Source organism: Saccharopolyspora rhizosphaerae (assembly GCF_003931915.1).
GTDB lineage: Bacteria > Actinomycetota > Actinomycetes > Mycobacteriales > Pseudonocardiaceae > Saccharopolyspora > Saccharopolyspora rhizosphaerae.
Genome location: NZ_RSAA01000035.1, coordinates 721,942 through 744,967 on the forward strand (window position 1 = coordinate 721,942; position 23,026 = coordinate 744,967).

The following is a 23,026-nucleotide window of genomic DNA, read 5'->3' on the forward strand; positions in this document are numbered from 1 at the left end:
CAATCCGGCGGTGCCGCCCGGAGGTTACGATCGAAGAGGATTTCCATCCGAGCGCGCCGAGCACGGGAGCGGGCATTGAGCGACCAGGGATCGCTGCGCAGCACCTTGCACCAACGTGGCATGCGCATGACGCCGCAACGCCAGCTGGTGCTGGACGCCGTGCGCGAACTGGGCCACGCCACGCCCGAGCAGGTCTGCAAGAAGGTGCAGGAGACCGCGCCGACGATCAACATCACGACCATCTACCGGGCGCTCGACCTGCTCGAGCAGCTCGGTCTGGTGCGGCACACGCACCTCGGCCACGGCGCGCCGACCTACTCGGCCGAGGAGCACGAGCACGTCCACCTCGCCTGCCACCGGTGCGGGCGCATAGACGAGGTGGCCACCGAGACGATGGACGACCTGGCGGAGCGGTTGCGCCGCGAGCACGGCTTCGCGCTCGACGCCACGCACCTGGCGTTGTCCGGCACCTGCCGGGAATGCCAGGAAGCCGACATCGGCTGAACCCGGTGTCGCACGAGCACGACCTTCGAGGAGCGCTGATGGTTTCACCCCTGCTGGACCTGCCGGGCGCGGTTCCCGCGCCGGAGGAGTCGGTGGACGTCGGCGTGCCCTGGCACTTCGGTGACCCCTTCGCCGAGCAGCGCTCGGCCGCGCGTTCCGCGGTGCTGGTGGACCGCTCGCACCGCGAGGTCATCGCCGTGCCCGGCGAGGAGCGGCTGAGCTGGCTGCACCTGGTGCTCTCGCAGCACCTCACCGAGCTGCCGGCGGGCCAGGGCACCGAAGCGCTGGTGCTGGACACGCACGGCCGGGTGGACAGCCACATGCTGGTCGCCCACCACGACGGTGTCGTCTACCTGGACACCGAGAAGGGCGCGGAGGCCACCAGCGCGCTGCCCACCATCGGCGTGGACGGCAGGCAGACGCTGCTCGAGTACCTGGACGCGATGCGCTTTTGGTCGAAGGTGGAGCCGCGTGACGCCACCTCCGAGCTCGCGGTGCTGACCGCGATCGGCCCGGACGCCGCCGGCATCCTCGCCGGCTTCACCGAGGTCCCCTCCGGGGCCTACGAGGTGCGCGGGCTCCCGGGCGGCGGGTTCGTGCGCAACGTGCCGTTCCGCGCGCTGCAGACCTACGACCTGCTGGTCCCGCGCGAGTCGCTGGTGGACTGGTGGCTCAAGCTCACCGACGCCGGCATCCGCCCCTCCGGGACGATGGCGTTCGAGGCGCTGCGCGTGGAAGCCCTGCGGCCACGGGTCGGGCTGGACACCGACGACCGCGCCATCCCGCACGAGCTCGGCTGGATCCACCTCGCCGCGCACGTGGCCAAGGGTTGCTACCGCGGCCAGGAGACGGTCGCGAAGGTCCACAACGTGGGCAAGCCCCCGCGCCGGATGGTGCTGCTGCACCTGGACGGCTCGGTGGAGGTCACGCCCGAGACCGGCGACCCGGTCCACCACGGCGACCGCAAGGTCGGTCGGGTGGGCAGCGTCGTGCAGCACCACGAGCTCGGCCCGGTGGCGTTGGCCCTGCTCAAGCGCTCCGCGCCGGTCGACGTGGAGTTGATGGCGGGCGACCCGGCGGAGGAGCGAGCGGTGGCCGCGGCGGTCGACCCGGACTCGGTCCCGCCGGACACCGGTGAGCCACCCGGTCGGCTGGCCGCTGAGCGGCTGCGCGGGCGCTGAGGAGTGAGATGCGCTGACGATCCTCAAGTTCGGCGCGTCGAGTGACGTCGGCATTTGACAGGGCCGGTATGCCTTGAGGCGTGCCGACCGCCCGATCAGGGTCGTTCACGAACACGGGGAACGCTGATCGACCGCTCGGCGTCACACCGTTGTCGTAACGACATCACCCGAAATGTTGGCGAGCTCGACCGAATTGCCGGAGGATGGCCACGTGATCGAAGTCCGCCCGGGTGGACGGCGCCGCATCGACAGGGTCCTGTCCCCGGACTACACCAGTGGCATCGAACAGCACGCGCTGGGTGGTGTGCGCGCGCTGCGGGACGAGGCCGCTCAGGAGGAGACCGACCTGTCCTACCTGCGGCGGGTCCTGCACGCGCGCATCGACATCGTGCGTGCTGAGAAGCGCCGCCGGCGCGAGGACGGCTCCCGGTCGGTGGTCGAGCAGCTGGTCAACATCCTGTCCGACAACGCCGTGGGACCGGCGACCGGCTCGGGCCGCTACCAGGCCACCGAGCCCTCGCGCGCCGAGGCGCACCGCAGGCACGTCGAAGCGCTGGTCTCGGACGTGGACCTCTCCGACGTCATGTCGCTGTCCGACGAGAAGCTGGACCAGGCGCTGAGCGCCTACACCGCCGAGGAGGACTCGGTGTCGCAACGTCGCCGCGAGGTCCAGCAGGTCGTGGACCGGCTCAACGCCGAGATCGCCCGCCGCTACCGTGAGGGCGCGGCTTCGGTGGACGACCTGCTGGCCGAGGAGCGAGACCGCAGTTGACCTCTCCCGTCCCCCTCGTCGAGGTCGTCCGAAGTGGACTCCGAGAGGGCCTGCACCACGGTTCCGCGGTGGTGGTCGATCCGCAGGGTGGACCACTGCTGTCGCTGGGCAGCACCACCGCTCCGATGTACCCGCGCTCGTCGCTCAAGCCCGCGCAGGCGACCGCGATGCTGCGCTGCGGGCTCGACCTCCCCTCCGCCGACCTGGCCCTCGCCGCGTCCTCGCACAGCGGCGAGCAGGACCACGTGCGGCGCGTCGCCGCGCTGCTGGAGCGCTTCTCGCTGACCGAGGACGACCTGCGCTGCCCGCCGGACCTGCCGATGGACGAGACCGCGCGACGGGGCGCCTCGGTGGAGCGGCGGATCACGATGAACTGCTCCGGCAAGCACGCCGCGATGCTGGCGACCTGCGTGATCAACGGCTGGTCGACGGCGGACCACCTGGACCCGAAGCACCCGCTGCAGGTCGCGATCGCCGACACCGTCGTGGAGCTGGCCGGCGAGCCGCTGGCGGGCACGGGGGTCGACGGCTGCGGCGCTCCGCTGTTCGCGATCTCGCTCACCGGCTTGGCCCGGGTGTTCCAGCGGGTGGTCGGCACACCGGTCGGGGCCGCGATGCGCGAGCACCCGTGGCTGGTCGCGGGGACTGACCGGCAGGACACCTACCTGATGGCGGCCGTGCCGGGATTGATCAGCAAGATCGGCGCCGAGGGCGTCTTCGCCTTCGCGCTGCCGGACGGACGGGCCGCGGCGATCAAGGTCGCCGACGGTGCCGGTCGCCCGCGGCTGCCGATCGCCGTGGGCCTGCTCGACCGCCTCGGGATCACGGGCCTGGAGCACCTCGCCGAGGAACCGGTCCTCGGCGGCGGACGCCCGGTCGGCTCTGTCCGCCTCATCCCCGGCGCCCTGGGCTGAGCGCTCTTCTGCCGTTCTGGGGTTCTCGCCTGCACCTCGCCCGCGATAAGCTCATATCGCGGAACTGATTTCCCACATCACGGGATGGTGAGCGATGGGCGCCCAGGACACCTACACGCACGGACACCACGAGAGCGTGCTGCGCTCCCACCGGTGGCGGACCGCGGAGAACTCCGCCGGCTACCTGCTCGGCGACCTCCGCCCCGGCGTCCAGGTGCTGGACGTGGGCTGCGGGCCGGGAACGATCACGCTGGACTTCGCCGAGCGCGTCGCGCCGGGCCGGGTGCTGGGCATCGACAACGTCGAGGACCCGCTGGAGATCTCCCGCGCCGGCGCCGCCGAGCGCGGGCTGGACAACGTCGAGTTCGAGGTCGCCGACGTCTACCGGCTGCCCTACGCCGACGACTCCTTCGACGTCGTGCACGCCCACCAGGTCCTGCAGCACCTCACCGACCCCGTCGCCGCGCTCCGCGAGATGCGCCGGGTGTGCCGCCCCAGCGGTGTCGTCGCCGCCCGCGACGCCGACTACGGCGGCATGCGCTGGTCCCCGGACAACCCCGGTCTGGACCGCTGGCTGGAGCTCTACCGCTCGGTCGCCCGGCGCAACGACGCCGAACCGGACGCCGGCAAGCACCTCAAGACCTGGGCCCTGCAGGCCGGGTTCACCAACGTCGAGTGCACGGCCTCGGCCTGGTGCTTCGCCACCCCCGAGGAACGCACGTGGTGGGGCGACCTCTGGGCGGACCGCATCCGCCGGTCCGCCTTCGCCACCCAAGCCACCGGCTACGGCCTCACCACCGAGGACGAGCTCGAAACCCTCGCCGAGGCCTGGCACGCCTGGCGCGACACCGAGCAGGGCTGGTTCGGAGTCCTCAACAGCGAGATCCGCTGCCACCCCTGACCCTCGACCACGGCCAGGCGCGCAACGACACACCCGAGTACCCCAGCCCAGCCCCGACTCCAGCCCCGACTCCAGCCCCGGCTCCGGCTCCGGCTCCGGCTCCAGCCCCAGCCCGGCTCCAGCACCAGCCCGGCTCCAGCACCAGCCCCAGCCCGGCTCCAGCACCAGCTGCGGCTGCGGCTTCGGCTTCGGCTGCGGCTTCGGCTTCGGCTTCGGCTTCGGCTTCGGCTTCGGCTGCGGCTTCGGCTTCGGCTTCGGCTTCGGAAAGCGAAGAACTCGAACTCGAGGCCCACAACTACAACCTCGCGAAATGCCCGCCCACTTCCCCTTCGGATTCCGCGCGAATTTCACCAGCAACCCACTCACCTGAACAGACACGCCGAATCCTCGAACCGCCCGTGTGCGTCGGGGGAGGACATTCGAAGTTCGCGCGAAGTTCGAAGCCGTGGTGGCGGACTCGAACTTCGCCCGAATTCTGACAAAGCAGCGCTTTGACCTGGCCAGACACGCCGGATGCCGCGAGGGGTGCGCGTGTGCCGGGGTGGGAGGGCGGGTTCGGGGTCGGGGTCTCGGTCAGTTGTGCTGTTCTCTGGCTGCGAATTCTGCCCAGAAGTCCCGCAGCTGCTCGTAGCGGGCGGCGACCTCCTCGGCGTCGTCGCTCTCCATGGCGTCGACGATGGCGTGGACGTCCTCCGCCGAGGTGTCGGCCTCGAGGTCGGCCGGAGTCATGAGCTGCACCAGCCCGCCGTAGTCGAGCTCGACCGCGCTGTGCGGGTGGAAGCGCTCCAGCCAGCGGCCCGTCTCCTTGAGGATCTTGGTCGGGCCGTCCTCGCCGATCGACTGCTTCGCGACCGAGTGCGCGCGGGCCACCCGGCGACGGGCATCGGCCATCGCGACCCGCCAGCAGACGCGGCGGCGTCCGGGCTCGGTGAACACGCAGCGCTCCGTGGGGTCCACCACGACGAACCAGGGCAGCGGGACCGTCCACGTCGAGGACAACACGTGCACCGCGCCACCGGCCAGCTCGCTGACCACCGCGCCCGCGCGCGAGCGCGCCGTCTCCGCCGAGTCCGCCAGAGCGGCCGTGCGCAGCGGGATCTCGGCATCGCCCAGGAAGCCCACCAGCGCCGCAGCGGCACGCCCCCGCACGTCCAGCGGGCACACCAAGGTCCCCGGGCCGACGGTCGCGGCGGGCGCGGTGGGCACGTCCTCCGGTTCCAGCACGAGGACTCCGCCCAAGCCCTGGACCTCGCCCTTGGCGTTCTCCCCGGGCAACAACCGGGGTGGGGCGGCGAGCTGGCTGCGCAGCCACAGCTGCTGCTCCCACTGCCCCGCGTCGAACGGGTCCACGGTCCCCCGCTCCACCGCGGCTTCGACTTCCTCGCGCAGCGGTGGCTCGAACGACGACAAGGGCTCGTAAACCCTCAGGTAGGCGACGAACGGCTCTGGCACAGCGAGCATGGTGTCATGTCGGGTGGGAGCGCCATCGCGCGACTCACGAGCTCGTCCGATCCGCCCCGGCGACGTGATCAGATCGAGCGAGGGACACATCACCCAAGACACGGCCGCCAACTCGCGGCACCACGTCGCGTTCAACCGCCTCGACACGGTACGGTAGTTACAGGAAAAGTTGTCGAGATCATGCGGGGCCGGCTTTCCCCTGTCCGCCCCGCACACCCTGTGCGAGGGGGTCGAGCCATGGGGCGCGGCCGGGCTAAGGCCAAGCAGACGAAGGTGGCCCGCGAGCTTAAGTACAGTTCCCCGTCCATGGACATAGAGGCGCTGCAGCGCGAGCTGTCGACCTCTGAGTCCGGCGAGTGGTCCAGCGAAGACCGCGATGACTCGTACGACGACGGGTACGACGACTACGACTACGGTCGACGTTGACGCATTCCTCCAGCGAGAACAGCGGTTGAACGCTGTTCGCTCGATGGGCGGCGTGCGTCGCTGAGCTCGCAGGACCCAACAGGAGCACGGCGTGGAGTGGCGCCGCCGGTTGCGACCGGCGGCGCCACTCACGTGTGCGTGCACCCTGATAGCGACACGAGGGGCGGTGCGGGAACTCCCCGCACCGCCCCTCGTGCTGCGCGAACGCGGCCCTCCAACGGGTGATCGCCGGTGCGCCGGGAATCCTCGGCGGGGTCCGCTCGTTGTAAGGGGTGCCGGCGTCGTGCGCGTGCCCCCGGGCTCCAACCACCGCCTGCTGGGAATACCGTTCGGCTGGAGCCCATCAGTGCCACCCGCCGAGAGGCGGCCCGCACGCGCCGGCCCTTCTTGCAGGCCCACGGTCAGGGCCGAACCTCACGCACCCGCCACCGGGCTCGAGCGCTGCCTGCAGCGACGACGAGCGTGCCCGGGCTGCGTGGAAGAAGCCTCTCCTGACCGGCGTCAGGTCGACCGGTCACCGACCTGACCGGCGGGCTTCCAGGTGGAGACGACGAGGCGCGGCACGCCACGCGTGCCGCGCCTCGTCCTCGTTCGTCAGAAGCGGGGGTGGTTGCCGCGCAGGACGACCCGGTCGTCCTCGGTAGCGCCCTCGACCGTGGGCTGCTTCGCGACCTCGCCGAGGACCCAGGCCGGCACGTGGCGGGCGGTGAGCACGGCCAGGGCGCGGTCGACGTCCTCAGCCGTGACCACGGCGACCATGCCGATGCCCATGTTGAAGGTGCGCTCCATCTCCTCGGCCTCGACCCTGCCGCGCTGAGCGATCATCCGGAACACCGGGTCCGGCGTCCAGCTGCCGCGGTCCAGCGTCGCGGTCAGGCCCGGCGGGATGACGCGGGCGAGGTTCTGCGCGAGACCACCGCCGGTGACGTGCGCGAACGTCCGCACCTCGGCTTCGGCGGCCAACGCCAGGCAGTCCTTGGCGTAGACCCGGGTCGGCTCCAGCATCTCCTCGCCGAGGGTGCGGCCGAACTCCTCCACGTGGCCGTCCAGCGGCATCCGGGCCAGGTCCAGCAGCACGTGCCGGGCCAGCGAGTAGCCGTTGGAGTGCAGACCCGAGGAGCCCATCGCGATGACCACGTCACCAGGGCGGACCCTGTCCGGCCCCAGCATCCCGTCGGCCTCCACGACGCCCACGCCGGTGGCGGAGATGTCGTACTCGCCGGGCGCCATCATGCCCGGGTGCTCGGCGGTCTCCCCGCCCAGCAGCGCGCAACCCGCCTGCACGCAGCCCTCGGAGATGCCCTTGACCAGGTTCGCGATCCGGTCCGGGACGACCTGGCCGACGGCGATGTAGTCCTGCAGGAACAGCGGCTCGGCGCCGGCCACGACGAGGTCGTCGACGACCATGGCGACCAGGTCGATGCCGACCGTGTCGTGCTTGTCCATCGCCTGCGCGACGGCCAGCTTCGTGCCCACCCCGTCGGTGGAGGAGGCCAGCACGGGCTCCTTCCAGCGGTCGAGCTTGAGCTGGAACAGGCCCGCGAACCCACCGAGGGAGCCGAGCACCTCCGGCCGGGTCGCGCGTTCAGCCCACGGGCGGATCTTCTCCACCGCCTCGTCACCGGCCTCGATGCTCACTCCCGCCGCGGCGTAGGTGGCCTTCGGGGTTTCGGATTGGGCAGACCCTGCGATCAGGTCTTCGGACACGACTGGCTCCACATCTAGTGCGATTTGCGATTCGCCGGACGCGCAATCCTGGCACGGCCAACGCTACGCGGCGACGGCGAGGTCAGGGCCGTTGCAACGCGTCTTCCGCCCCGTAACCGCTGGGCAGCACGGGCTCGGCCGGCCCGGCCACACCGCGCTCCTCGCCGAGGCCTTCGAGCAGGTACTTGCCGAGCCGCGCGTCGTCCGGCAGCGGGATCGGGTACTCGCCGTCGAAGCACGCCGCGCACAGCCGGTTGCTGGGCTGCTCGGTCGCGGCGATGAGGCCGTCCAGCGAGACGTAGCCGAGGCTGTCGGCGCCGACCGAGCGGCGCACGCCGTCGTCGTCGAGGCCGTTGGCGATCAGCTCCGCGCGGGAGGCGAAGTCGATGCCGTAGAAGCAGGGCCACTTCACCGGCGGCGAGGCGATCCGCACGTGCACCTCGACGGCTCCGGCCTCGCGCAGCATCCGCACCAGCGCGCGCTGGGTGTTGCCGCGCACGATGGAGTCGTCGACCACGACCAGCCGCTTGCCGCGGATGACCTCGCGCAGCGGGTTGAGCTTGAGCCGGATGCCGAGCTGGCGGATCGTCTGCGAGGGCTGGATGAACGTCCGGCCCACGTAGGAGTTCTTGACCAGGCCGGTGCCGTACGGGATGCCGGAGGCCTGGGCGTAGCCGACCGCGGCCGGCGTGCCCGACTCGGGGACCGGGATGACCAGGTCCGCGTCGACCGGGTGCTCCTTGGCCAGGCGACGACCGATCTCCACGCGGGTGCCGTGCACCGTGCGACCGGCGATGGTGGTGTCCGGGCGCGCCAGGTAGACGTACTCGAAGATGCAGCCCTTGGGCTTCGGGCTGGCGAACGACTGCGAGCGCAGCCCGTCGGCGTCGATGGCCAGCAGCTCGCCCGGCTCGACCTCGCGGACGAACGACGCTCCGACGATGTCCAGCGCTGCGGTCTCGCTGGCGACCACCCAGCCGCGCTCGAGGCGGCCGAGCACCAGCGGACGCACGCCCTGCGGGTCGCGCACCGCGTAGAGGGTGTCCTCGTCGCAGAAGACCATCGAGAACGCACCGGAGACGGTGGGGAAGAGCTCCATCGCGGCCTGCTCCAGGCCGATGTCCGCGGCCTTGGCCGCGAGCATCCCGGTGACCAGGTCGGAATCGCTGGTGGCGCGGTCGCAACCGTTGGCGGGCGATGAGAGGTTGCCGCCGTCGACGCGGCCGTACTCGTCGGCGCGGTCCAGCAGCTCGGCGGTGTTCACGAGGTTGCCGTTGTGGCCGAGCGCGAGGCCGCTGCCGGTGCCGGTGGTGCGGAACGTCGGCTGCGCGTTCTCCCACGAGCCCCCACCGGTGGTGGAGTAGCGGCAGTGCCCGACGGCGACGTGGCCGTGCAGCGACGCGAGGGTCTGCTCGGTGAACACCTGGCTGACCAGGCCCAAGTCCTTGTAGACGACCACCTGGGAACCGTCGCCGACGGCGATCCCGGCGGCTTCCTGGCCTCGGTGCTGGAGGGCGTAGAGCCCGTAGAACGAGAGCTTGGCGACTTCCTCACCAGGGGCCCACACACCGAAGACGCCGCACTCCTCGTGCGGAACATCGCGTTCGAGGGCTGCCGGGGTGTCGAAGGTCGGGAAGGGAAGGTCCGTTGTCGTGCTGGCATGTGCCGGACGGTCGGTGACCACCGAGAACTCCCTGGATGACGGAGCCGGAGTTACACCTCAGTGTAAGGCTCGTGAAACCTGCACGAACCCCACCCGATGCGTGTCAGCCATCTCATCACCGCACGTGACGTGCGGTCACCCGACCCGCTCGAGGCGGACCAGAGGCAGCCACTGGGACACGTCGGAGCGCGGCCCCGAGGCGGTGAGCCGGCCGCTGTCGACGGCTTCGCCCCAGGTCACGTGGCCGGTGGCGAGCTGCAGCCAGGTTCGCGGGTCGGTCTCGACGACGTTGGGCGGGGTGCCGCGGGTGTGCCGCGGGCCTTCGACGCACTGCACCGCGGCGAACGGCGGGACGCGCACCTCGACGCTGCCCCCGGGCGCGATCTGCTCCAGCGTGCGCAGGCTCAGGCGTACGGCTTTGGCGAGATCGGGACGGGCCGGGCGGCGCTCGGGGTCCTCGAGCCAGTCGCGGAGGGCGGTGACCGCCGCGCGCATCTCCCCGGGGTTCACAGCACCGCGCTTCGCCATACCAGGGATTTTAGTGCGAAGGCCTGTTCGGGCTTCGCACGGCGGTACCGGTGGCGGAAACCACCGTGCGGGAACGCATCGGCTCCCTGGACGCCGCCACTCCTGGTCCACGCCGCGCACCGCGGTGCGGTGTCCTCATCACGAAGCCGCTCGAAACGTGCGGCGGCGGCTGAGTCCTCACGGTCGGCACGCGGCGTCCGTCGACACGCGGCGTCGCGGTGTCCTCGCCACCGAGCCGTCTGCAGCGGCGGCCTGGCCCCCACCTTCGAGTTCTCGGGATGGATCGAAGAGTCCGACGTTCCCGTTCGAAGTTCTCGCGGAGTTCGGCGGGGCTCCGCGCCGCAGAGAGCTGGACAGCGGTCCGCCGCCTTCGCGGTTGTCGCCGCTCCTGCACCGGGATGTGCGGCTTCGCCGCGTGGTGGACGGCTCCGCGCGGTCGGCACGGCCGGGACGACCGCGCGCCTCGGTTCCGGTGCGGTGACCGGGGCCGAGGCGCCTCATCGATCCGCCCGCGGGCGGTGTCACAGCCAGCCGAGCTTGACCGCCTGCATGCCGGCCTGGAACCGGGTCTCGACGCCGAGCCGTGAGATGAGCTCGCGCACCCGCCGGTGCGCCGTGCGGGCGCTGAAGCCCATCAACCTTCCTATGGTGTCGTCGGTCGCGCCCGAGGCCAGCAGGGAGAGGATCCAGCGCTCCTCCTCCGTCGGCCTCAGCTCGTTGCCGTCGAGGTCCTGGTTGGCCGTGAACGGCGCCGCGTAGCGCCACAGGTCCTCGAAGATGCGGGCGACCGCCGCCAGCATCGCCGAACTGCGCACCACCACCGCGCTCTCCACCGACGTCTCGGTGACGGTGAGCGGCAGCAGCGCGATCTCGTTGTCGACCATGATCAGCTTGGTCGGCGCCACGTGGATCACCCGCGCCTGCTCGCCCATCGCGACGAGCTTCGTGGTGATGTCCAGCTGCGGTGGCCGGGCGAGCGCCGAGCGGTCGTAGAGCACCTGGTAGCGCACGCCCTCGGCGAGCTTGCGCGATTCCAGGGAGTCCAGCGTTCCGGTCTGCGCGTACGGCGGTTTGGCGACGCCCTGGACCAGGTGGGTGGCGGCGGCCTGCAGCTCGTAGGCGGCCCAGCCGACCCGCTTGGCCCCGTGCACGACTTGCAGCACTCCGCCGCTGCCCGCCTGCGTCCGGGCCGCGCGGGTGACCGACGCGACCTGCGCTTGGACGGTGCGCTGGCTGATCTGCTCCGGTGCGGTCGACTCCCCGCCCGGTTCGGCCACCTCGGTCGGCGCCTTGGTCAATTCCTCGGTGTATCCGGGTAACACGGCACATCCCTCCTCGATGTGCCCCGGCGGAACCCGGCCCGCACGGGCGCGGGAACCGCAATGGACACTGAGCTCCCCCTGTTGATTGGCAAACGTAACCACCGGGAACCACCGCCGGAACCGACTTCGGAAAGCCGGCACGGGCAACCCCAGCAGGTCAGCCCGATCGGCCGAGTCCCAGCACCCCCGAACGCAGCAGCGGTGAAGCACCGCGGGCCCTCCCTGAAGCGCTCAGGAAGGGCCCGCGACGGCTCTCTCGCTTCAGGCGATCACAGGTCGCCGATCTGCAGCAGGTCGGCGAGCGTGTCCTGCGGGGCTCCCTGGACGACGCCCGTCGTGGCCTGGCCCTGCAGGCCCTTGATGACCTCGGCGGGAGCGGTGCCCGGGTTGGCGCCCAGGAACAGCGCGCCGACGCCGGCCACGTGCGGGCTGGCCATCGAGGTGCCGCTCATCGCCTCGGTGCCGCCACCGGGCACGGTGGAGACGATGTCCACGCCGGGCGCGTAGCCCTCGACCGTGGCGCCGAAGTTGGTGAACTCGGCGGAGGTGTCGGTGTTGTCCGACGCCGCCGTGGTGAACACGCCTTCGGCGCTGGCCGGGGACACCTGCTCGGCGTCCTGCGACTCGTTGCCCGCGGCCACCGCGAGGAACACGCCGCTGTTGACCAGGTTCGTCGCGGCCTCGTCGAGGGCCGGGTCCTTCGGACCGCCCAGCGACATGTTGGCGACGGCGTTCTCGTCGTGGTTCTGCGCGACCCAGTCGATGCCGCCGACGACGGACTCGGTGGTGCCCTGGCCCTGGTCGTCGAGGACGCGGACGCCGACGAGCTTGACGCCCGGGGCGACACCGTAGGTGTTCGAGCCGATGGTGCCGGCAACGTGCGTGCCGTGGCCCTGCTTGTCGATGCCGTCGCCGCCGGTGGCGTCGAAGCCGACCGAAGCGCGACCGCCGAACTCGGGGTGGTCGGGGGCGATGCCGGTGTCGATGATGTAGGCGGTCACGCCCTCACCGGTGCCGTTGGGGGCGTAGCTGTCGTCCAGCGGCAGGGCCGGCTGGTCGATCCGGTCCAGGCCCCACGAGCCGACCGCGGCGGGCTTGACGTCCGGCTCGACCGCCATGCGGTAGCTCTGCGAGACGTTCTGCACCTTGTCGCTGGAGCGGACCTTGGTCAGCTGGTCCGGCGTCATCTTCGCCGAGAAACCGTTGATGGACTTGGTGTAGGTGTGCCGGGCCTGCACGCCCAGCTCCTCGGCGACGCCCTCCGGGGCGATGCCGTCCTTGAGGTTGATGATGTAGACGTCCGCGGTCTCCCGCGACTGGGCCTCCGGGTGGAGCGTCAGCGGGGCCATCTCGGTCTGCGGCTGTGCGCCGGCGGGAGTTCCGGCGAACACGAGCGCCGCTGCGGCAACCCCTGCCCCGGTGCCGAAGAGCAGCTTCCTCATGCGTTCCCCTCCTTCAGAACGGTTCCGCTCGGGTGGGGCCGAGCGGAGGTGTTGCAGAGCGGAACGTAACCAGCGAGGACACTCGTACGGGCGACGTTGGCGATTTTGCGCCACACAATCGGACGTTGGGGTCAACGTATTCCCAGGGAAGCCCGTCCTACCGGGAATGAGCAGCTGAAACCGGGGCAGGCGCAAGGGGCCGAACAGCCCGCCGATCGCCGGATTTCCCAGTTGTTACCGGCAAGTAGAGGTAACAGTCCGTACTCGATGTGGCGAACGGTGTGGACGCCTTGGGGCGTTCCTCGAACGTGCTCTAGCGGGTGGCGGCGACCCAGCGCCGCAGCCGCAGCCGGACCGATTCGACGTACTCGTCCGACTGCTCGCCATCACCGTCGTCGACTCCGGGGTCGACGCCGTAGGTCATCCCGTAGTAGCGGTACAGCGCGCGCTCCGTCGCCAGCGGGAGGTCGCCCTGCTCCAGGTCGACCCGCGGCGCCAGGCGCACCGCCTCCTTGCCGACCGAGACGGTCAGCGTGTCGCCGTCGAACGCGGCGCCGTCCAGGGGGACGAAGCTCTCGTTGGTGCCGAAAAGACCGGTTTGGACCGTGATCCACGCGGGTTGCTCGGTGTCGTCGTCGATGAACAGCTGTCCCACGATGCCGATCCGCTGACCGGCCGGGTCGAAGACCTCGCATCCGAACATCCGCAACGCTTCACGCTGACCGATCATCGAACACCCCTCCCCCGAAGACCCGGGAACCAAGTCTCCCCCTTCAGCGGTCGGGATGGCACCTCAGAACGGCGGACTGACCTCTTCGGACCACTCCGGGCCAGAAATGGGACCCTTTCCACGGGAACGCTCGGCAGTCGCGGGGCGTGTTCTTTGTCCAGCCGAGTAACGGGAGCCTCGAACCCCATGACCGAACCCACGCCGCCGATCACCGACGAGATGCGCGCGCACGCCAAGGAGAACCCGAACACCTGGCTGTACATCGCCGATCCGGGTTACGCGCAGGACGAAGCCGGCGACATGCCGCCGGAGGGCGTCGTGGGTGCGTACCGCATCGACGAGAACGGGGAGATCGACGAGGAGTTCCAGTTCAACGAGCAGTACATCCCCTCGGACCTGATGCTGCACCGGCCGGAGCCGAGCAACGACCTGGAGCGCGTGCTCGACGAGATCGCCGACGGCGAGCGCCCGGAGGACGACCTGCCCAGGGCGGTGCTGGCCGGTGAGGTCATGCTCTACGCGCCTTCGGCCGAGGACCGCAACATCTACACGGCGGAGATGTCCGACGGTTCCACCCTCGTCCCGGCCTGCACCTCGGCGTCCCGGGTGCCCCAGGACTGGCCCGGCTACCGCACGATCCCGGGTTCGTGGCTGCCCGACGTCCTCGGCGGCTACGACCTCGGCCTCAACCTCCACGAAGCGGTCCAGGCGGTCATCCCGAACGCGGTCCTCGTCCAGTTCGCCGAAGAAGGCGAGTAGGACGAGCACTCCACCACCGCGGCGGAGGTGCGAGCTTCAGCCGACACCGCGGTTCCTCGCTCGACCGGGCGGGGGCGGACATGTCGCGCGACATGTCCCTCCCCGCCCGATCAGGTGGCTCCGGAGCAGCGAGACGTGACGCTGGCCGCTGATCCCGCTCGAACGTAAGGTCGGCAGGGTGAGCGGACCGGGACCGATCGAGGACTACGCGCTGCTGTCCGACCTGCGGACCGCGGCGCTCGTCGGCAATGACGGCTCCCTCGACTGGCTGTGCTTCCCGCGGTTCGACGCGCCCGCCTGCTTCAACCGGTTGCTCGGCGACGCGGGCGACGGGCACTGGTCGATCGCTCCGACCGGTCCGGTGCGCGAGGTCCACCGCCGGTACCGGGACAACTCGCTGGTCCTGGAGACCGAGTTCCACACCGACGACGGCGTGCTGCGGCTGATCGACTTCATGCCCCCGCACGAGATGAACCAGCACGGCGAGACGTGCGTGGTGCGGATCGTCGAAGGCGTTTCCGGCGAGGTCGACTTCCAGCTGGACTGGGTGCTGCGCTTCGACTACGGCCACTCGGTGCCGTGGGTGCGGCGGGTCCGCGAGACGAACCCGGTGCTCGACGAGTACATCCTCGCCATCGCCGGCCCGCACACCGCCGTGCTGCGCGGCGAGGAACTGCCCCACCGCGTCGACGACGAACGCGCGCACCGCTACACGGGGACGATCTCCGCAGGGGAGCGCATGGCGTGGGTGCTGCAGTGGGCGTCGGACCCCGACGCCCTGCCCGCGCCGATGAACCCCGAGCAGGAACTGCTGGAGTGCGAGCAGTACTGGGCCGAGTGGTCCGGCAAGATCGTCTACGACGGGCCGCACGCCAAGGCCGTGCACCGCTCGCTGGCCACCCTCAAGGCGCTCACCTACGCACCGACCGGCGGGATCGTCGCCGCCCCCACCACCTCGCTGCCGGAAGCCGTTCCCGGCGACCGCAACTGGGACTACCGGTACTGCTGGCTGCGCGACGCGACGCTGGTGCTGCTCGCCCTCGACGACCTCGGGTGCACCGCCGAAGCCCAGGCGTGGCGCCGCTGGCTGGTCCGCGCGGTCGCGGGCGATCCCGCCGACGTGCAGATCATGTACGGCATCGGCGGCGAGCGGCACCTCATCGAGTGGGAGGTCGACTGGCTGGCGGGTTACCGCGGTTCCAAGCCGGTCCGGGTCGGCAACGCCGCCTACCGGCAGACCCAGCTCGACGTCTACGGCGAGGTGATGGACGTCCTGCACCTGGCCCGCGAGCGCGGGTTGCTGGAGAGCGAGGAGTCCTGGGCGGTGCAGCGCGGCATGCTCAGCCACCTGGAGCACATCTGGCAGCGCCCGGACCGCGGGCTGTGGGAGGTGCGCGGACCGGACCGCTACTTCACGCACTCGCAGGTGATGGTGTGGGTCGCCTTCGACCGCGCGGTGCGCGGCGCGGAGGAGGACGGGCTGCCGGGGCCCGTCGACCACTGGCGGGAGCTGCGCGAGCAGGTCCGCGACGAGGTGCTGCAGTGGGCCTGGAACCCCGAGATCGGCGCGTTCACCCAGTACTACGGGGGTACCGAGCTGGACGCCTCGGTCCTGCTGCTGCCCTCGGTCGGTTTCCTGCCCGGTTCGGACGAGCGGATGCGCAGCACCGTGGACGTCATCCAGCGCGAGCTGCAGCACGGCGTGCTGGTCGACCGCTACACCACCAGCGACGAGCCGAACGAGGTCGACGGCCTGAGCGGTCGCGAGGGTTCGTTCTTGGCGTGCTCGTTCTGGATGGTCGACGCGCTGGCGCACTGCGGTCGCCAGGAGGAAGCGGAGCGGATGTTCACCGAGCTCGTCGGCATGGCCAACGACGTCGGCCTCTACGCCGAGGAGGTCGACCGCGACACCGGGTGCTTCGTGGGCAACTTCCCGCAGGCCTTCAGCCACCTCGCGCTGGTCAACTCCGCTGCGGTGCTGCACGGCGGCAGGACGCGCGGCCAGAAGTCCCGCCGCAACGGGCTCATCCCAGGTGGTCGGCGATGAAGTCGGTGACGGCGTCGGGGTTGCTGGGCTTCGCCCAGAGGTAGCCCTGGCCGGTCTCGCACCCGATCTCGGCCATCCGGCGGGCTTGGGCCTCGGTCTCGACGCCTTCGGCGGTGACCGTGAGGCCCAGCGTGTGGGCGAGGTCGACGAGGGTTCCGACGATCCGGGCGTCGACCGGGTCGGCGCGCTCCGCGTCGCGCAGTCCCTCCATGAACGACCCCGCGATCTTGAGCTCGTGCACGGGAAGGTGCCGCAGGTAGGCGAGGTTGGAGTAGCCCGTGCCGAAGTCGTCGATGGCGATCCGCACGCCCATCCGGGACAGCGCGCGGAGCTTGTCCAGCGGCTCGTCGGCGGTGGACATGATCGCGCTCTCGGTCAGCTCCAGCTGCAACCTGTGCGGGGCGAGCCCGGTCTCGTCCAGGATCGCGGCCACGTCCTGGACCAGGTTCGAGTCGCGTGATTGCCGGACAGCGAGGTTCACGCTGACGAACGGCGCCCCGTCGCCGAACCGGTCCTGCCACCGCTTGGCCTGCTCGCAGGCCTTGCGCAACACCCACCGGCCGAGCGGGACGATCAGCCCGGTCTCCTCGGCGAGCCCGATGAACTTGTCCGGACCGAGCCTGCCCAGGTCCGAGTGCAACCAGCGCACGAGGGCTTCGACTCCCACGACCGAGCTGTCCCGCAGCCCGATCAGCGGCTGGTAGTCGACGAAGAACTCCTCGCGCTCCAGCGCGGCGGGCATCGACGCGGCCAACTGCAGCCGGGCGACCTCGTTGGCGTTGCGCTCGGGGTCGAACTGCGCCCAGCGGTTCTTGCCGTCGGACTTCGCCCAGTACAGCGTCACGTCGGCGTCGCGCATCAGCTCGGCCGCGGTCTGCCCGTCGACCTCCCGCTCGACGATGCCGATGCTGGCCGAGACGGTGAGCTCGTGGCCGTCGATGCGGACCGGCTCGTCGATGGCGGCCAGCACCCGGTCGGCGATCTCCACGGCCTCCTCGGTGCCGGCGGAGTTCTGCAGCAGGATGACGAACTCGTCGCCGCCCATCCGCGCTACCAGCCGGTCCTCGCCCTGCACCACCGAGGCCAACCGCTGGGCGACGGTGATGAGCAGGTCGTCGCCGACGTGGTGGCCGAGGCTGTCGTTGATGACCTTGAACCCGTCGAGGTCCATGTAGCACAGGGCGATCCGGTCCGCGGGGTCGTGCTGCTGCAGCACGGCTTCGAGGCGGTCGAGGAACAGCGCCCGGTTCGGCAGCGCCGTCAGCGGGTCGTGCTGCGCCTGGTAGCGGAGGCGTTCCTGGAGTTCGCGCCGGTCGGTGACGTCCTCGATCAACGCCACCTGGTACAGCGGTTTGCCGTCCTCGTCGCGGATCAGGGAGACGAAGAGCTCGGTCCAGACGGTCTTGCCGCTGGGGCGGGAGAACTGCTTCTCGACCCGGAACTGGTCACGTTCGCCGCGCAGCAGCTCCTCGTAGAGCCGCCAGGTCCGCTCCGGGTCGTCGGGGTGGACCATGTCGGCGACCTGCATCCGGTGGATGTCGTCGACGGAACGGCCGAGGATGCGTGCGAGCGAGCCGTTGACCTCGAGTATCCGGCCCTCGATGTCGGCGATGCCGATGCCGATCGCGGCTTCCGAGAAGATCGCGCGGAACCGCGCTTCGCTGGTGCGCAGCGCCAGCTCCACGGCGTCGCGCGCGTCGAGCACCGCCTGCCGGATGGCCTCCTGCTCGTCGAGGGTGCGCTTGCGCGCGGCCTGGACGAAGCCGGAGCACAGCGCCGCCTGCAGCGCGGCGACCCGGCCGCGCCACACCGGGTCGTCGCCGAGGCGCAGCACGTCGAGGACCTCGTCGCCGATGAGCTCCACGGTGCGCGCCAACGACTCCGCGCTGGTGAAGTGCACGCCGACCAGGTCGGTGCCGACTTCCCGCGCGGGCGAGGCGTCGAAGGGTTCTCCCACCAGTGCGTCGACCAGGCGATCGGTGTAACCCTGCAGCCGACCTTCGACCTCCGCGCTGGTCATGGGCACGTAGCTGGTCCCCATCAAGGCCTGCGCCCAGACCGCGGCGAAGCGTCGTCGGTCGGTTCGGTTCACCTTCGCGGCCACCTCGTGAGCGCTGGGCACCGGCGCGGTCCAGCCAGTCATGCCTGGGCGCCCTCCACTCGTCGTCCTACCTGGCTGTTCTCGTTCGGAGCATACGACCTGCTCAGCCTGGTGGTCGAACATCAAGTACGGCACCCGGAGCAGTCGTCACACCGGTGTGGGACGGCCAACGGCGTGGCCCCGCCCAAATTACCGCTACCGTCCGCGATCAGTCCGGAAGAACGGCGGCGGAGTTCGATCCCCCTTGTTGGACGCTCAACCCACCTCGGGAGGTTGCGCTGGCGGATCTTCGCCAAAACCCCTGTTCGTGAGCCCCCAGCGGTACGGATTGAGCCGATCCGGTCAAAAACTAACACAGCATCTTCTGCTTTCGGAAAGCGTTCGCCACACTTTCGGGGCAACGATGCGTAGTCACTCAACACCATCCGCGACTATCCGTGATGCGAGGCCACGATGACGATGCGCGGTCCCCTGGCCCTGGTGATGATGGTGGCTCTGGCGTGCACGACGCTGACCGCCGCGGCCCAGGCGAACCCGGACACCACCGACGAACCCAACGCGACGATGGGCTCGCAGATCCGCCGCTTCGAACCCGTCAACCCGCTCCCGCAGCTGCCGAACCTCGAACCGCGCGCGACCGTGCCCGGCATGGACGTGGCCAGCTACCAGGGAAACGTGGACTGGGCCCACTGGTACGGGCAGGGCAAGCGGTTCGCCTACGTCAAGGCGACCGAGTCGGTCAGCTACACCAACCCGTACTTCGCGCAGCAGTACAACGGTTCCTACGCCGTCGGCATGATCCGCGGCGCCTACCACTTCGCGATCCCCAACGCCTCCAGCGGCGCCGACCAGGCGAACTACTTCGTCGACCACGGCGGCGGCTGGTCGGCCGACGGCCGCACCCTGCCGGGTGCGCTCGACGTGGAGTACAACCCCTACGGCGAGACCTGCTACGAGATGAGCCAGGACGCGTTGACCGCGTGGGTCGAGGACTTCAGCGACACCTACCACGCCCGCACCGGCCGCTACCCCGTGATCTACACCAGCACCAGCTGGTGGAACCGGTGCGTCGCGGGCTCCTTCAGCACCACCAACCCGCTCTGGGTCGCCCGCTACGCGGACAGCCCCGGCGAACTCCCGCACAACTGGCTCGTCTGGACCTTCTGGCAGCACACCTCCGACCCGCTGGACCAGGACCTCTTCAACGGTCCGGTGGAAGGGCTCCACGCCCTCGCCCGCGGCTGACGGCCGTGGGAGACAGGTGGTGATCGTCCCGGGCACAATCACCGGACGTGGGTGAGCGCAAGATCGGGTTGGTGCTGACGATCGCGGTGGCGGTCGTGGTCCTGTGCGGGGTCAGCACCGGGTTGCTGGTGTTCGACCCACGGTCCACCGGGGCCGACGCGCTGCGGACCGGAGGGCTCGCGGCGGGGTCGGTGGTCGCGCTGTACGCGCTGTGGCTGAACGACCGGCGACGCCGGGTCGAGGAGCAGCGGCAGACGTTGGAGAGCCGGCGTGCGGAGCTGGACCGCGACCGCGTCGCCGACGAACGCTTCGCCCGCGCTGTCGAGCTGCTGGGGCACGAGACCGACCAGGTCAGGGTGGGTGCGCTGCACGCGCTGGCCGGTCTGGCCCGCAGCAACCCCGGCCACAACCAGACCGTCCTCGACGTGCTCTGCTCCTACCTGCGCCGGCCCTTCCAGCACCCGCGCTACTCCCCGTCGAAGCGCTTCACACCGGAGCAGGAAGACGAGGCCGAACGCCACCTGCAGGTGCGGCTGACCGCGCAGCGCCTCATCACCGAGCTGCTGCCGGGGCCGCAGGACGTGGGCGCACCGGTCTACGACCTGGACCTGACCGGAGCGACGCTGGAGTACTTCGACCTCTCCGACCGCACGGTCGGCACCGTGCTGCTGCGCTACGCGCAGCTGTTCAGCAGCAACAACCTCAGCCGCAGCACTTTCCACGGCCACGTCTACTTCACCGGCAGCACCTTCGGGACCGGGCGGCTCAGCGGCCGGTTCCGCTGCGACGACGCGGTGTTCCACCGCCGCGCCTGGTTCAGCGGCGTGCACTTCGGCGGCCCGGTGCGCTGCGAGCGCACCACCTTCCGCGGGCCCGCGAAGTTCGCCGACAGCACCTTCCTCGACGAGGCGTCGTTCGCGGGCACGACTTTCGAGGGGAGTGCGGACTTCGACGGGGTGGTCTTCGAGCGCGACCCGGACCTCACCGGAACGTCGGGGGTGGGGGAAGTCGTGACGACTTCCCCCACCCCCGACGCGAGGTGACGGTCCCGCTCAGCCGAACAGCTTCAGCAGGGTGCCTTCCCACGCCTCGCGCAGCTCCGGCAGCGGGATCTCCGCGACGTCCTGGATGTCCAGCGAGTCGGATCCGGCGTCGGCGACACCGACCTTGGCCCACGGCAGGCCCCGGGCGGTGCACATGTCGGTGAACCGCAGCTCCTCCGAGCGCGGGACCGCGACCAGGACCCGACCGGCCGATTCGGAGAAGAGCTGGACGAACGGGTCCGAGCCCTCCGGCAGCACCACGCGGGCACCGCACTCGCCGATCAGCGCCGTCTCGACCAGCGCCTGCGCCAAGCCACCCTCGGACAGGTCGTGCGCAGCGGAGATCATCCCGTCGCGGGAACCCGCGAGCAGGATGTCGGCCAGCAGCTTCTCGCGTGCCAGGTCGACCACCGGCGGCGTGCCGCCGAGGTGGTCGTGGACCACGCGAGCCCACTCCGAACCGCCGAACTCCTCGCGCGTCTCGCCGAGCAGGACCAGCGTCTCGCCCTCCTCGCCACCGATGCCGGTGGGGATGCGGCGGGTGACGTCGTCGATCGTGCCCAGCACGCCGACCACGGGCGTCGGCAGGATCGCCTGCTGCCCGGTCTGGTTGTAGAAGCTGACGTTGCCGCCGGTCACCGGGATGCCCAGTTCGCGGCAGCCGTCGGCCAGACCGCGCACCGCCTGCTGGAACTGCCACATCACGCCCGGGTCCTCGGGCGAACCGAAGTTCAGGCAGTTGGTGACGGCCGTCGGGGTGGCACCGGTGGTGGCCACGTTCCGGTAGGCCTCGGCCAGCGCCAGCTGGGCGCCCTGGTACGGGTCGAGCCGGGTGTAGCGGGCGTTGCAGTCGGTGGAGACCGCGATGCCGCGACCGGTCTCCTCGTCGATGCGCAGCACGCCGCCGTCGGACGGCTGGGCCAGCACGGTGTTGCCGCGGACGTAGCGGTCGTACTGGTCGGTGACCCACGCGCGCGAGCACAGGTTCGGCGAGGCGGCCATGGTCAGGATCGTGTTCCGCAGCTCGTCCGGGGTGGACGGGCGGGCCAGCGTGTGCGGGTTGTCCGCGGCGATCAGGTCCTGCTCGCCCGGACGCTCGACGGGACGCTGGTAGACCGGGCCGTGGTGGGCGACGGTGCGCGGCGGCACGTCGACGACCAGCTCGTCCTGCCAGTAGATCTCCAGGTTCTCGCCGTCGGTGACCTCACCGATGACGCTGGCGTTGACGTCCCACTTGCGGCAGACCCGCATGAAGTCGTCCACCTTGGACGGTTCCACGACGGCGCACATGCGCTCTTGGGACTCGCTGGAGAGGATCTCCGCGGCGTTCATGCCGGTGGCGCGCAGCGGCACCTCGTCGAGGTCGACGCGCATGCCGCCGTCGCCGGCCGCCGCCAGCTCGGAGGTCGCGCAGGACAACCCGGCACCGCCGAGGTCCTGGATGCCCACGACCAGGCCCGAGTGGTACAGGTCCAGGCAGCACTCGATGAGCACCTTCTCGGCGAACGGGTCGCCGACCTGCACGCTCGGCAGCTTCTTGCGGCCGCCCGCGCTCTCGTCGCCGTCGAAGGTCTCCGAGGCGAGCACGGACACACCGCCGATGCCGTCGAGACCGGTCCGGGCACCGAACAGGATGATCTTGTTGCCCTGGCCGGAGGCGTGCGCGAGGTGCAGGTCCTCGGTCTTCATCACGCCCACGCACATGGCGTTGACCAGCGGGTTGCCCGCGTAGGTCTCGTCGAAGACGACCTCACCGCCGATGTTGGGCAGCCCCAGGCAGTTGCCGTAACCGCCGACACCGGCGACCACGCCGGGCAGCACGCGCTTGGTGTCCGGCGCGTCAGCCGGACCGAAGCGCAGCGGGTCGGCGACCGCGACCGGGCGCGCGCCCATCGCCATGATGTCGCGGACGATGCCGCCGACACCGGTGGCCGCGCCCTGGTAGGGCTCGACGTAGGACGGGTGGTTGTGGCTCTCCAGCTTGAACGTGACCGCCCAGCCGTCGCCGATGTCGACCACGCCGGCGTTCTCGCCGATGCCGGCGAGCATCTTGCCGCGCATCTCCTCGGTGGTGGTCTCCCCGAAGTACTTCAGGTGCACCTTGGAGGACTTGTAGGAGCAGTGCTCGCTCCACATCACCGAGTACATCGCCAGCTCGGCCTCGGTGGGCCGGCGGCCGAGGATCTCGCGGATCCGCTGGTACTCGTCGTCCTTCAGACCGAGTTCGCGGAACGGCTGGTCGAGGTCCGGGGAGTTCTTCGCCGTGTCGACGGTGTCGAT

19 protein-coding genes are annotated in these 23,026 nt (G+C 70.6%); 10 read left to right on the forward strand and 9 right to left on the reverse strand.

The features are described 5' to 3' along the window. Positions 1–75 precede the first annotated feature (75 nt). The 5 genes from EIL87_RS26435 (at position 76) to EIL87_RS26455 (ending at position 4,272) form a co-directional block, all read left to right on the forward strand. The gene (locus EIL87_RS26435) at positions 76–504 is read left to right on the forward strand and encodes a Fur family transcriptional regulator (protein WP_267898880.1); all 429 of its coding nucleotides are present in this window, start codon (positions 76–78) and stop codon (positions 502–504) included. Between the two features lie 38 nt (positions 505–542). Then, positions 543–1,685, forward strand: coding sequence for a CAF17-like 4Fe-4S cluster assembly/insertion protein YgfZ (gene ygfZ, locus EIL87_RS26440; RefSeq protein WP_199740615.1), 1,143 nt, complete (start codon positions 543–545; stop codon positions 1,683–1,685). Positions 1,686–1,896: 211 nt separating this feature from the next. After that, complete coding sequence (locus EIL87_RS26445) at positions 1,897–2,457, forward strand: RsiG family protein (protein WP_125093259.1); 561 nt, start codon at positions 1,897–1,899, stop codon at positions 2,455–2,457. Then, on the forward strand, positions 2,454–3,371 hold the full coding sequence (locus EIL87_RS26450; protein WP_125093260.1) for an asparaginase: 918 nt from the start codon (positions 2,454–2,456) through the stop codon (positions 3,369–3,371). Before EIL87_RS26445 ends, EIL87_RS26450 begins: the two co-directional genes overlap by 4 nt. Before the next feature lie 94 nt (positions 3,372–3,465). Then, positions 3,466–4,272: a methyltransferase domain-containing protein gene (locus tag EIL87_RS26455; RefSeq protein ID WP_125093261.1), complete on the forward strand. Its 807-nt coding sequence runs from the start codon at positions 3,466–3,468 to the stop codon at positions 4,270–4,272. A gap of 573 nt (positions 4,273–4,845) precedes the next feature. Here the strand turns inward: EIL87_RS26455 and EIL87_RS26465 are convergent. After that, positions 4,846–5,724 carry a hypothetical protein gene (locus EIL87_RS26465; protein WP_125093262.1) on the reverse strand — a complete coding sequence of 293 codons (879 nt, stop codon included), beginning with the start codon at positions 5,722–5,724 and terminating at the stop codon, positions 4,846–4,848. A 246-nt stretch (positions 5,725–5,970) separates the two neighbouring features. Here EIL87_RS26465 and EIL87_RS26470 point away from each other — a divergent pair, with 246 nt between their 5' ends. After that, positions 5,971–6,159, forward strand: a complete 189-nt coding sequence (locus EIL87_RS26470) for a DUF3073 domain-containing protein (protein WP_125093263.1) — start codon at positions 5,971–5,973, stop codon at positions 6,157–6,159. Between the two features lie 594 nt (positions 6,160–6,753). On the opposite strand, the gene purM is transcribed toward EIL87_RS26470, so the two are convergent. The 6 genes from purM to EIL87_RS26500 form a co-directional block, all read right to left on the reverse strand. Next, on the reverse strand, positions 6,754–7,866 hold the full coding sequence (purM, locus tag EIL87_RS26475; protein WP_125093264.1) for a phosphoribosylformylglycinamidine cyclo-ligase: 1,113 nt from the start codon (positions 7,864–7,866) through the stop codon (positions 6,754–6,756). A gap of 82 nt (positions 7,867–7,948) precedes the next feature. Next, on the reverse strand, positions 7,949–9,550 hold the full coding sequence (gene purF, locus EIL87_RS26480; RefSeq protein WP_125093265.1) for an amidophosphoribosyltransferase: 1,602 nt from the start codon (positions 9,548–9,550) through the stop codon (positions 7,949–7,951). A 114-nt stretch (positions 9,551–9,664) separates the two neighbouring features. Then, on the reverse strand, positions 9,665–10,057 hold the full coding sequence (locus tag EIL87_RS26485) for a sterol carrier family protein (protein WP_125093266.1): 393 nt from the start codon (positions 10,055–10,057) through the stop codon (positions 9,665–9,667). A 521-nt stretch (positions 10,058–10,578) separates the two neighbouring features. Next, positions 10,579–11,379 carry a helix-turn-helix domain-containing protein gene (locus EIL87_RS26490; protein ID WP_125093267.1) on the reverse strand — a complete coding sequence of 267 codons (801 nt, stop codon included), beginning with the start codon at positions 11,377–11,379 and terminating at the stop codon, positions 10,579–10,581. A 269-nt stretch (positions 11,380–11,648) separates the two neighbouring features. Beyond that, positions 11,649–12,821 (reverse strand): S8 family peptidase, encoded by a 1,173-nt coding sequence (locus EIL87_RS26495; protein ID WP_125093268.1) that lies wholly within the window; start codon positions 12,819–12,821, stop codon positions 11,649–11,651. Between the two features lie 313 nt (positions 12,822–13,134). Next, complete coding sequence (locus EIL87_RS26500) at positions 13,135–13,551, reverse strand: PRC-barrel domain-containing protein (RefSeq protein ID WP_125093269.1); 417 nt, start codon at positions 13,549–13,551, stop codon at positions 13,135–13,137. Between the two features lie 186 nt (positions 13,552–13,737). On the opposite strand from EIL87_RS26500, the gene EIL87_RS26505 reads away from it, so the two are divergent. Further along, positions 13,738–14,310 (forward strand): type VII secretion system-associated protein, encoded by a 573-nt coding sequence (locus tag EIL87_RS26505; RefSeq protein WP_125093270.1) that lies wholly within the window; start codon positions 13,738–13,740, stop codon positions 14,308–14,310. Positions 14,311–14,488: 178 nt separating this feature from the next. After that, positions 14,489–16,357 carry a glycoside hydrolase family 15 protein gene (locus EIL87_RS26510; protein ID WP_233576605.1) on the forward strand — a complete coding sequence of 623 codons (1,869 nt, stop codon included), beginning with the start codon at positions 14,489–14,491 and terminating at the stop codon, positions 16,355–16,357. On the opposite strand, the gene EIL87_RS26515 is transcribed toward EIL87_RS26510, so the two are convergent. Beyond that, complete coding sequence (locus EIL87_RS26515) at positions 16,335–18,449, reverse strand: putative bifunctional diguanylate cyclase/phosphodiesterase (protein WP_325049517.1); 2,115 nt, start codon at positions 18,447–18,449, stop codon at positions 16,335–16,337. The two genes, EIL87_RS26510 and EIL87_RS26515, sit on opposite strands and share 23 nt — an antisense overlap. A 462-nt stretch (positions 18,450–18,911) precedes the next feature. Here EIL87_RS26515 and EIL87_RS26520 point away from each other — a divergent pair, with 462 nt between their 5' ends. Together EIL87_RS26520 and EIL87_RS26525 are read left to right on the forward strand one after the other, a co-directional pair. Next, on the forward strand, positions 18,912–19,703 hold the full coding sequence (locus EIL87_RS26520; RefSeq protein WP_125093272.1) for a lysozyme: 792 nt from the start codon (positions 18,912–18,914) through the stop codon (positions 19,701–19,703). A gap of 47 nt (positions 19,704–19,750) precedes the next feature. Beyond that, positions 19,751–20,746 (forward strand): pentapeptide repeat-containing protein, encoded by a 996-nt coding sequence (locus tag EIL87_RS26525; RefSeq protein ID WP_125093273.1) that lies wholly within the window; start codon positions 19,751–19,753, stop codon positions 20,744–20,746. Between the two features lie 9 nt (positions 20,747–20,755). Here the strand turns inward: EIL87_RS26525 and purL are convergent, their stop codons facing one another. Beyond that, a complete protein-coding gene (gene purL / locus EIL87_RS26530; protein WP_199740632.1) occupies positions 20,756–23,026 on the reverse strand; it encodes a phosphoribosylformylglycinamidine synthase subunit PurL in 2,271 nt (756 codons plus the stop codon).

Excerpts from the sequence above, each read along its gene's own strand:
- ygfZ (WP_199740615.1), top strand. The coding sequence starts at position 543 with ATGGTTTCACCCCTGCTGGACCTGCCGGGCGCGGTTCCCGCGCCGGAG.
- EIL87_RS26455 (WP_125093261.1), top strand. The coding sequence starts at position 3,466 with ATGGGCGCCCAGGACACCTACACGCACGGACACCACGAGAGCGTGCTG.
- EIL87_RS26470 (WP_125093263.1), top strand. The coding sequence starts at position 5,971 with ATGGGGCGCGGCCGGGCTAAGGCCAAGCAGACGAAGGTGGCCCGCGAG.
- EIL87_RS26485 (WP_125093266.1), bottom strand. The coding sequence starts at position 10,057 with ATGGCGAAGCGCGGTGCTGTGAACCCCGGGGAGATGCGCGCGGCGGTC.
- EIL87_RS26495 (WP_125093268.1), bottom strand. The coding sequence starts at position 12,821 with ATGAGGAAGCTGCTCTTCGGCACCGGGGCAGGGGTTGCCGCAGCGGCG.
- EIL87_RS26500 (WP_125093269.1), bottom strand. The coding sequence starts at position 13,551 with ATGATCGGTCAGCGTGAAGCGTTGCGGATGTTCGGATGCGAGGTCTTC.
- EIL87_RS26505 (WP_125093270.1), top strand. The coding sequence starts at position 13,738 with ATGACCGAACCCACGCCGCCGATCACCGACGAGATGCGCGCGCACGCC.
- EIL87_RS26520 (WP_125093272.1), top strand. The coding sequence starts at position 18,912 with ATGACGATGCGCGGTCCCCTGGCCCTGGTGATGATGGTGGCTCTGGCG.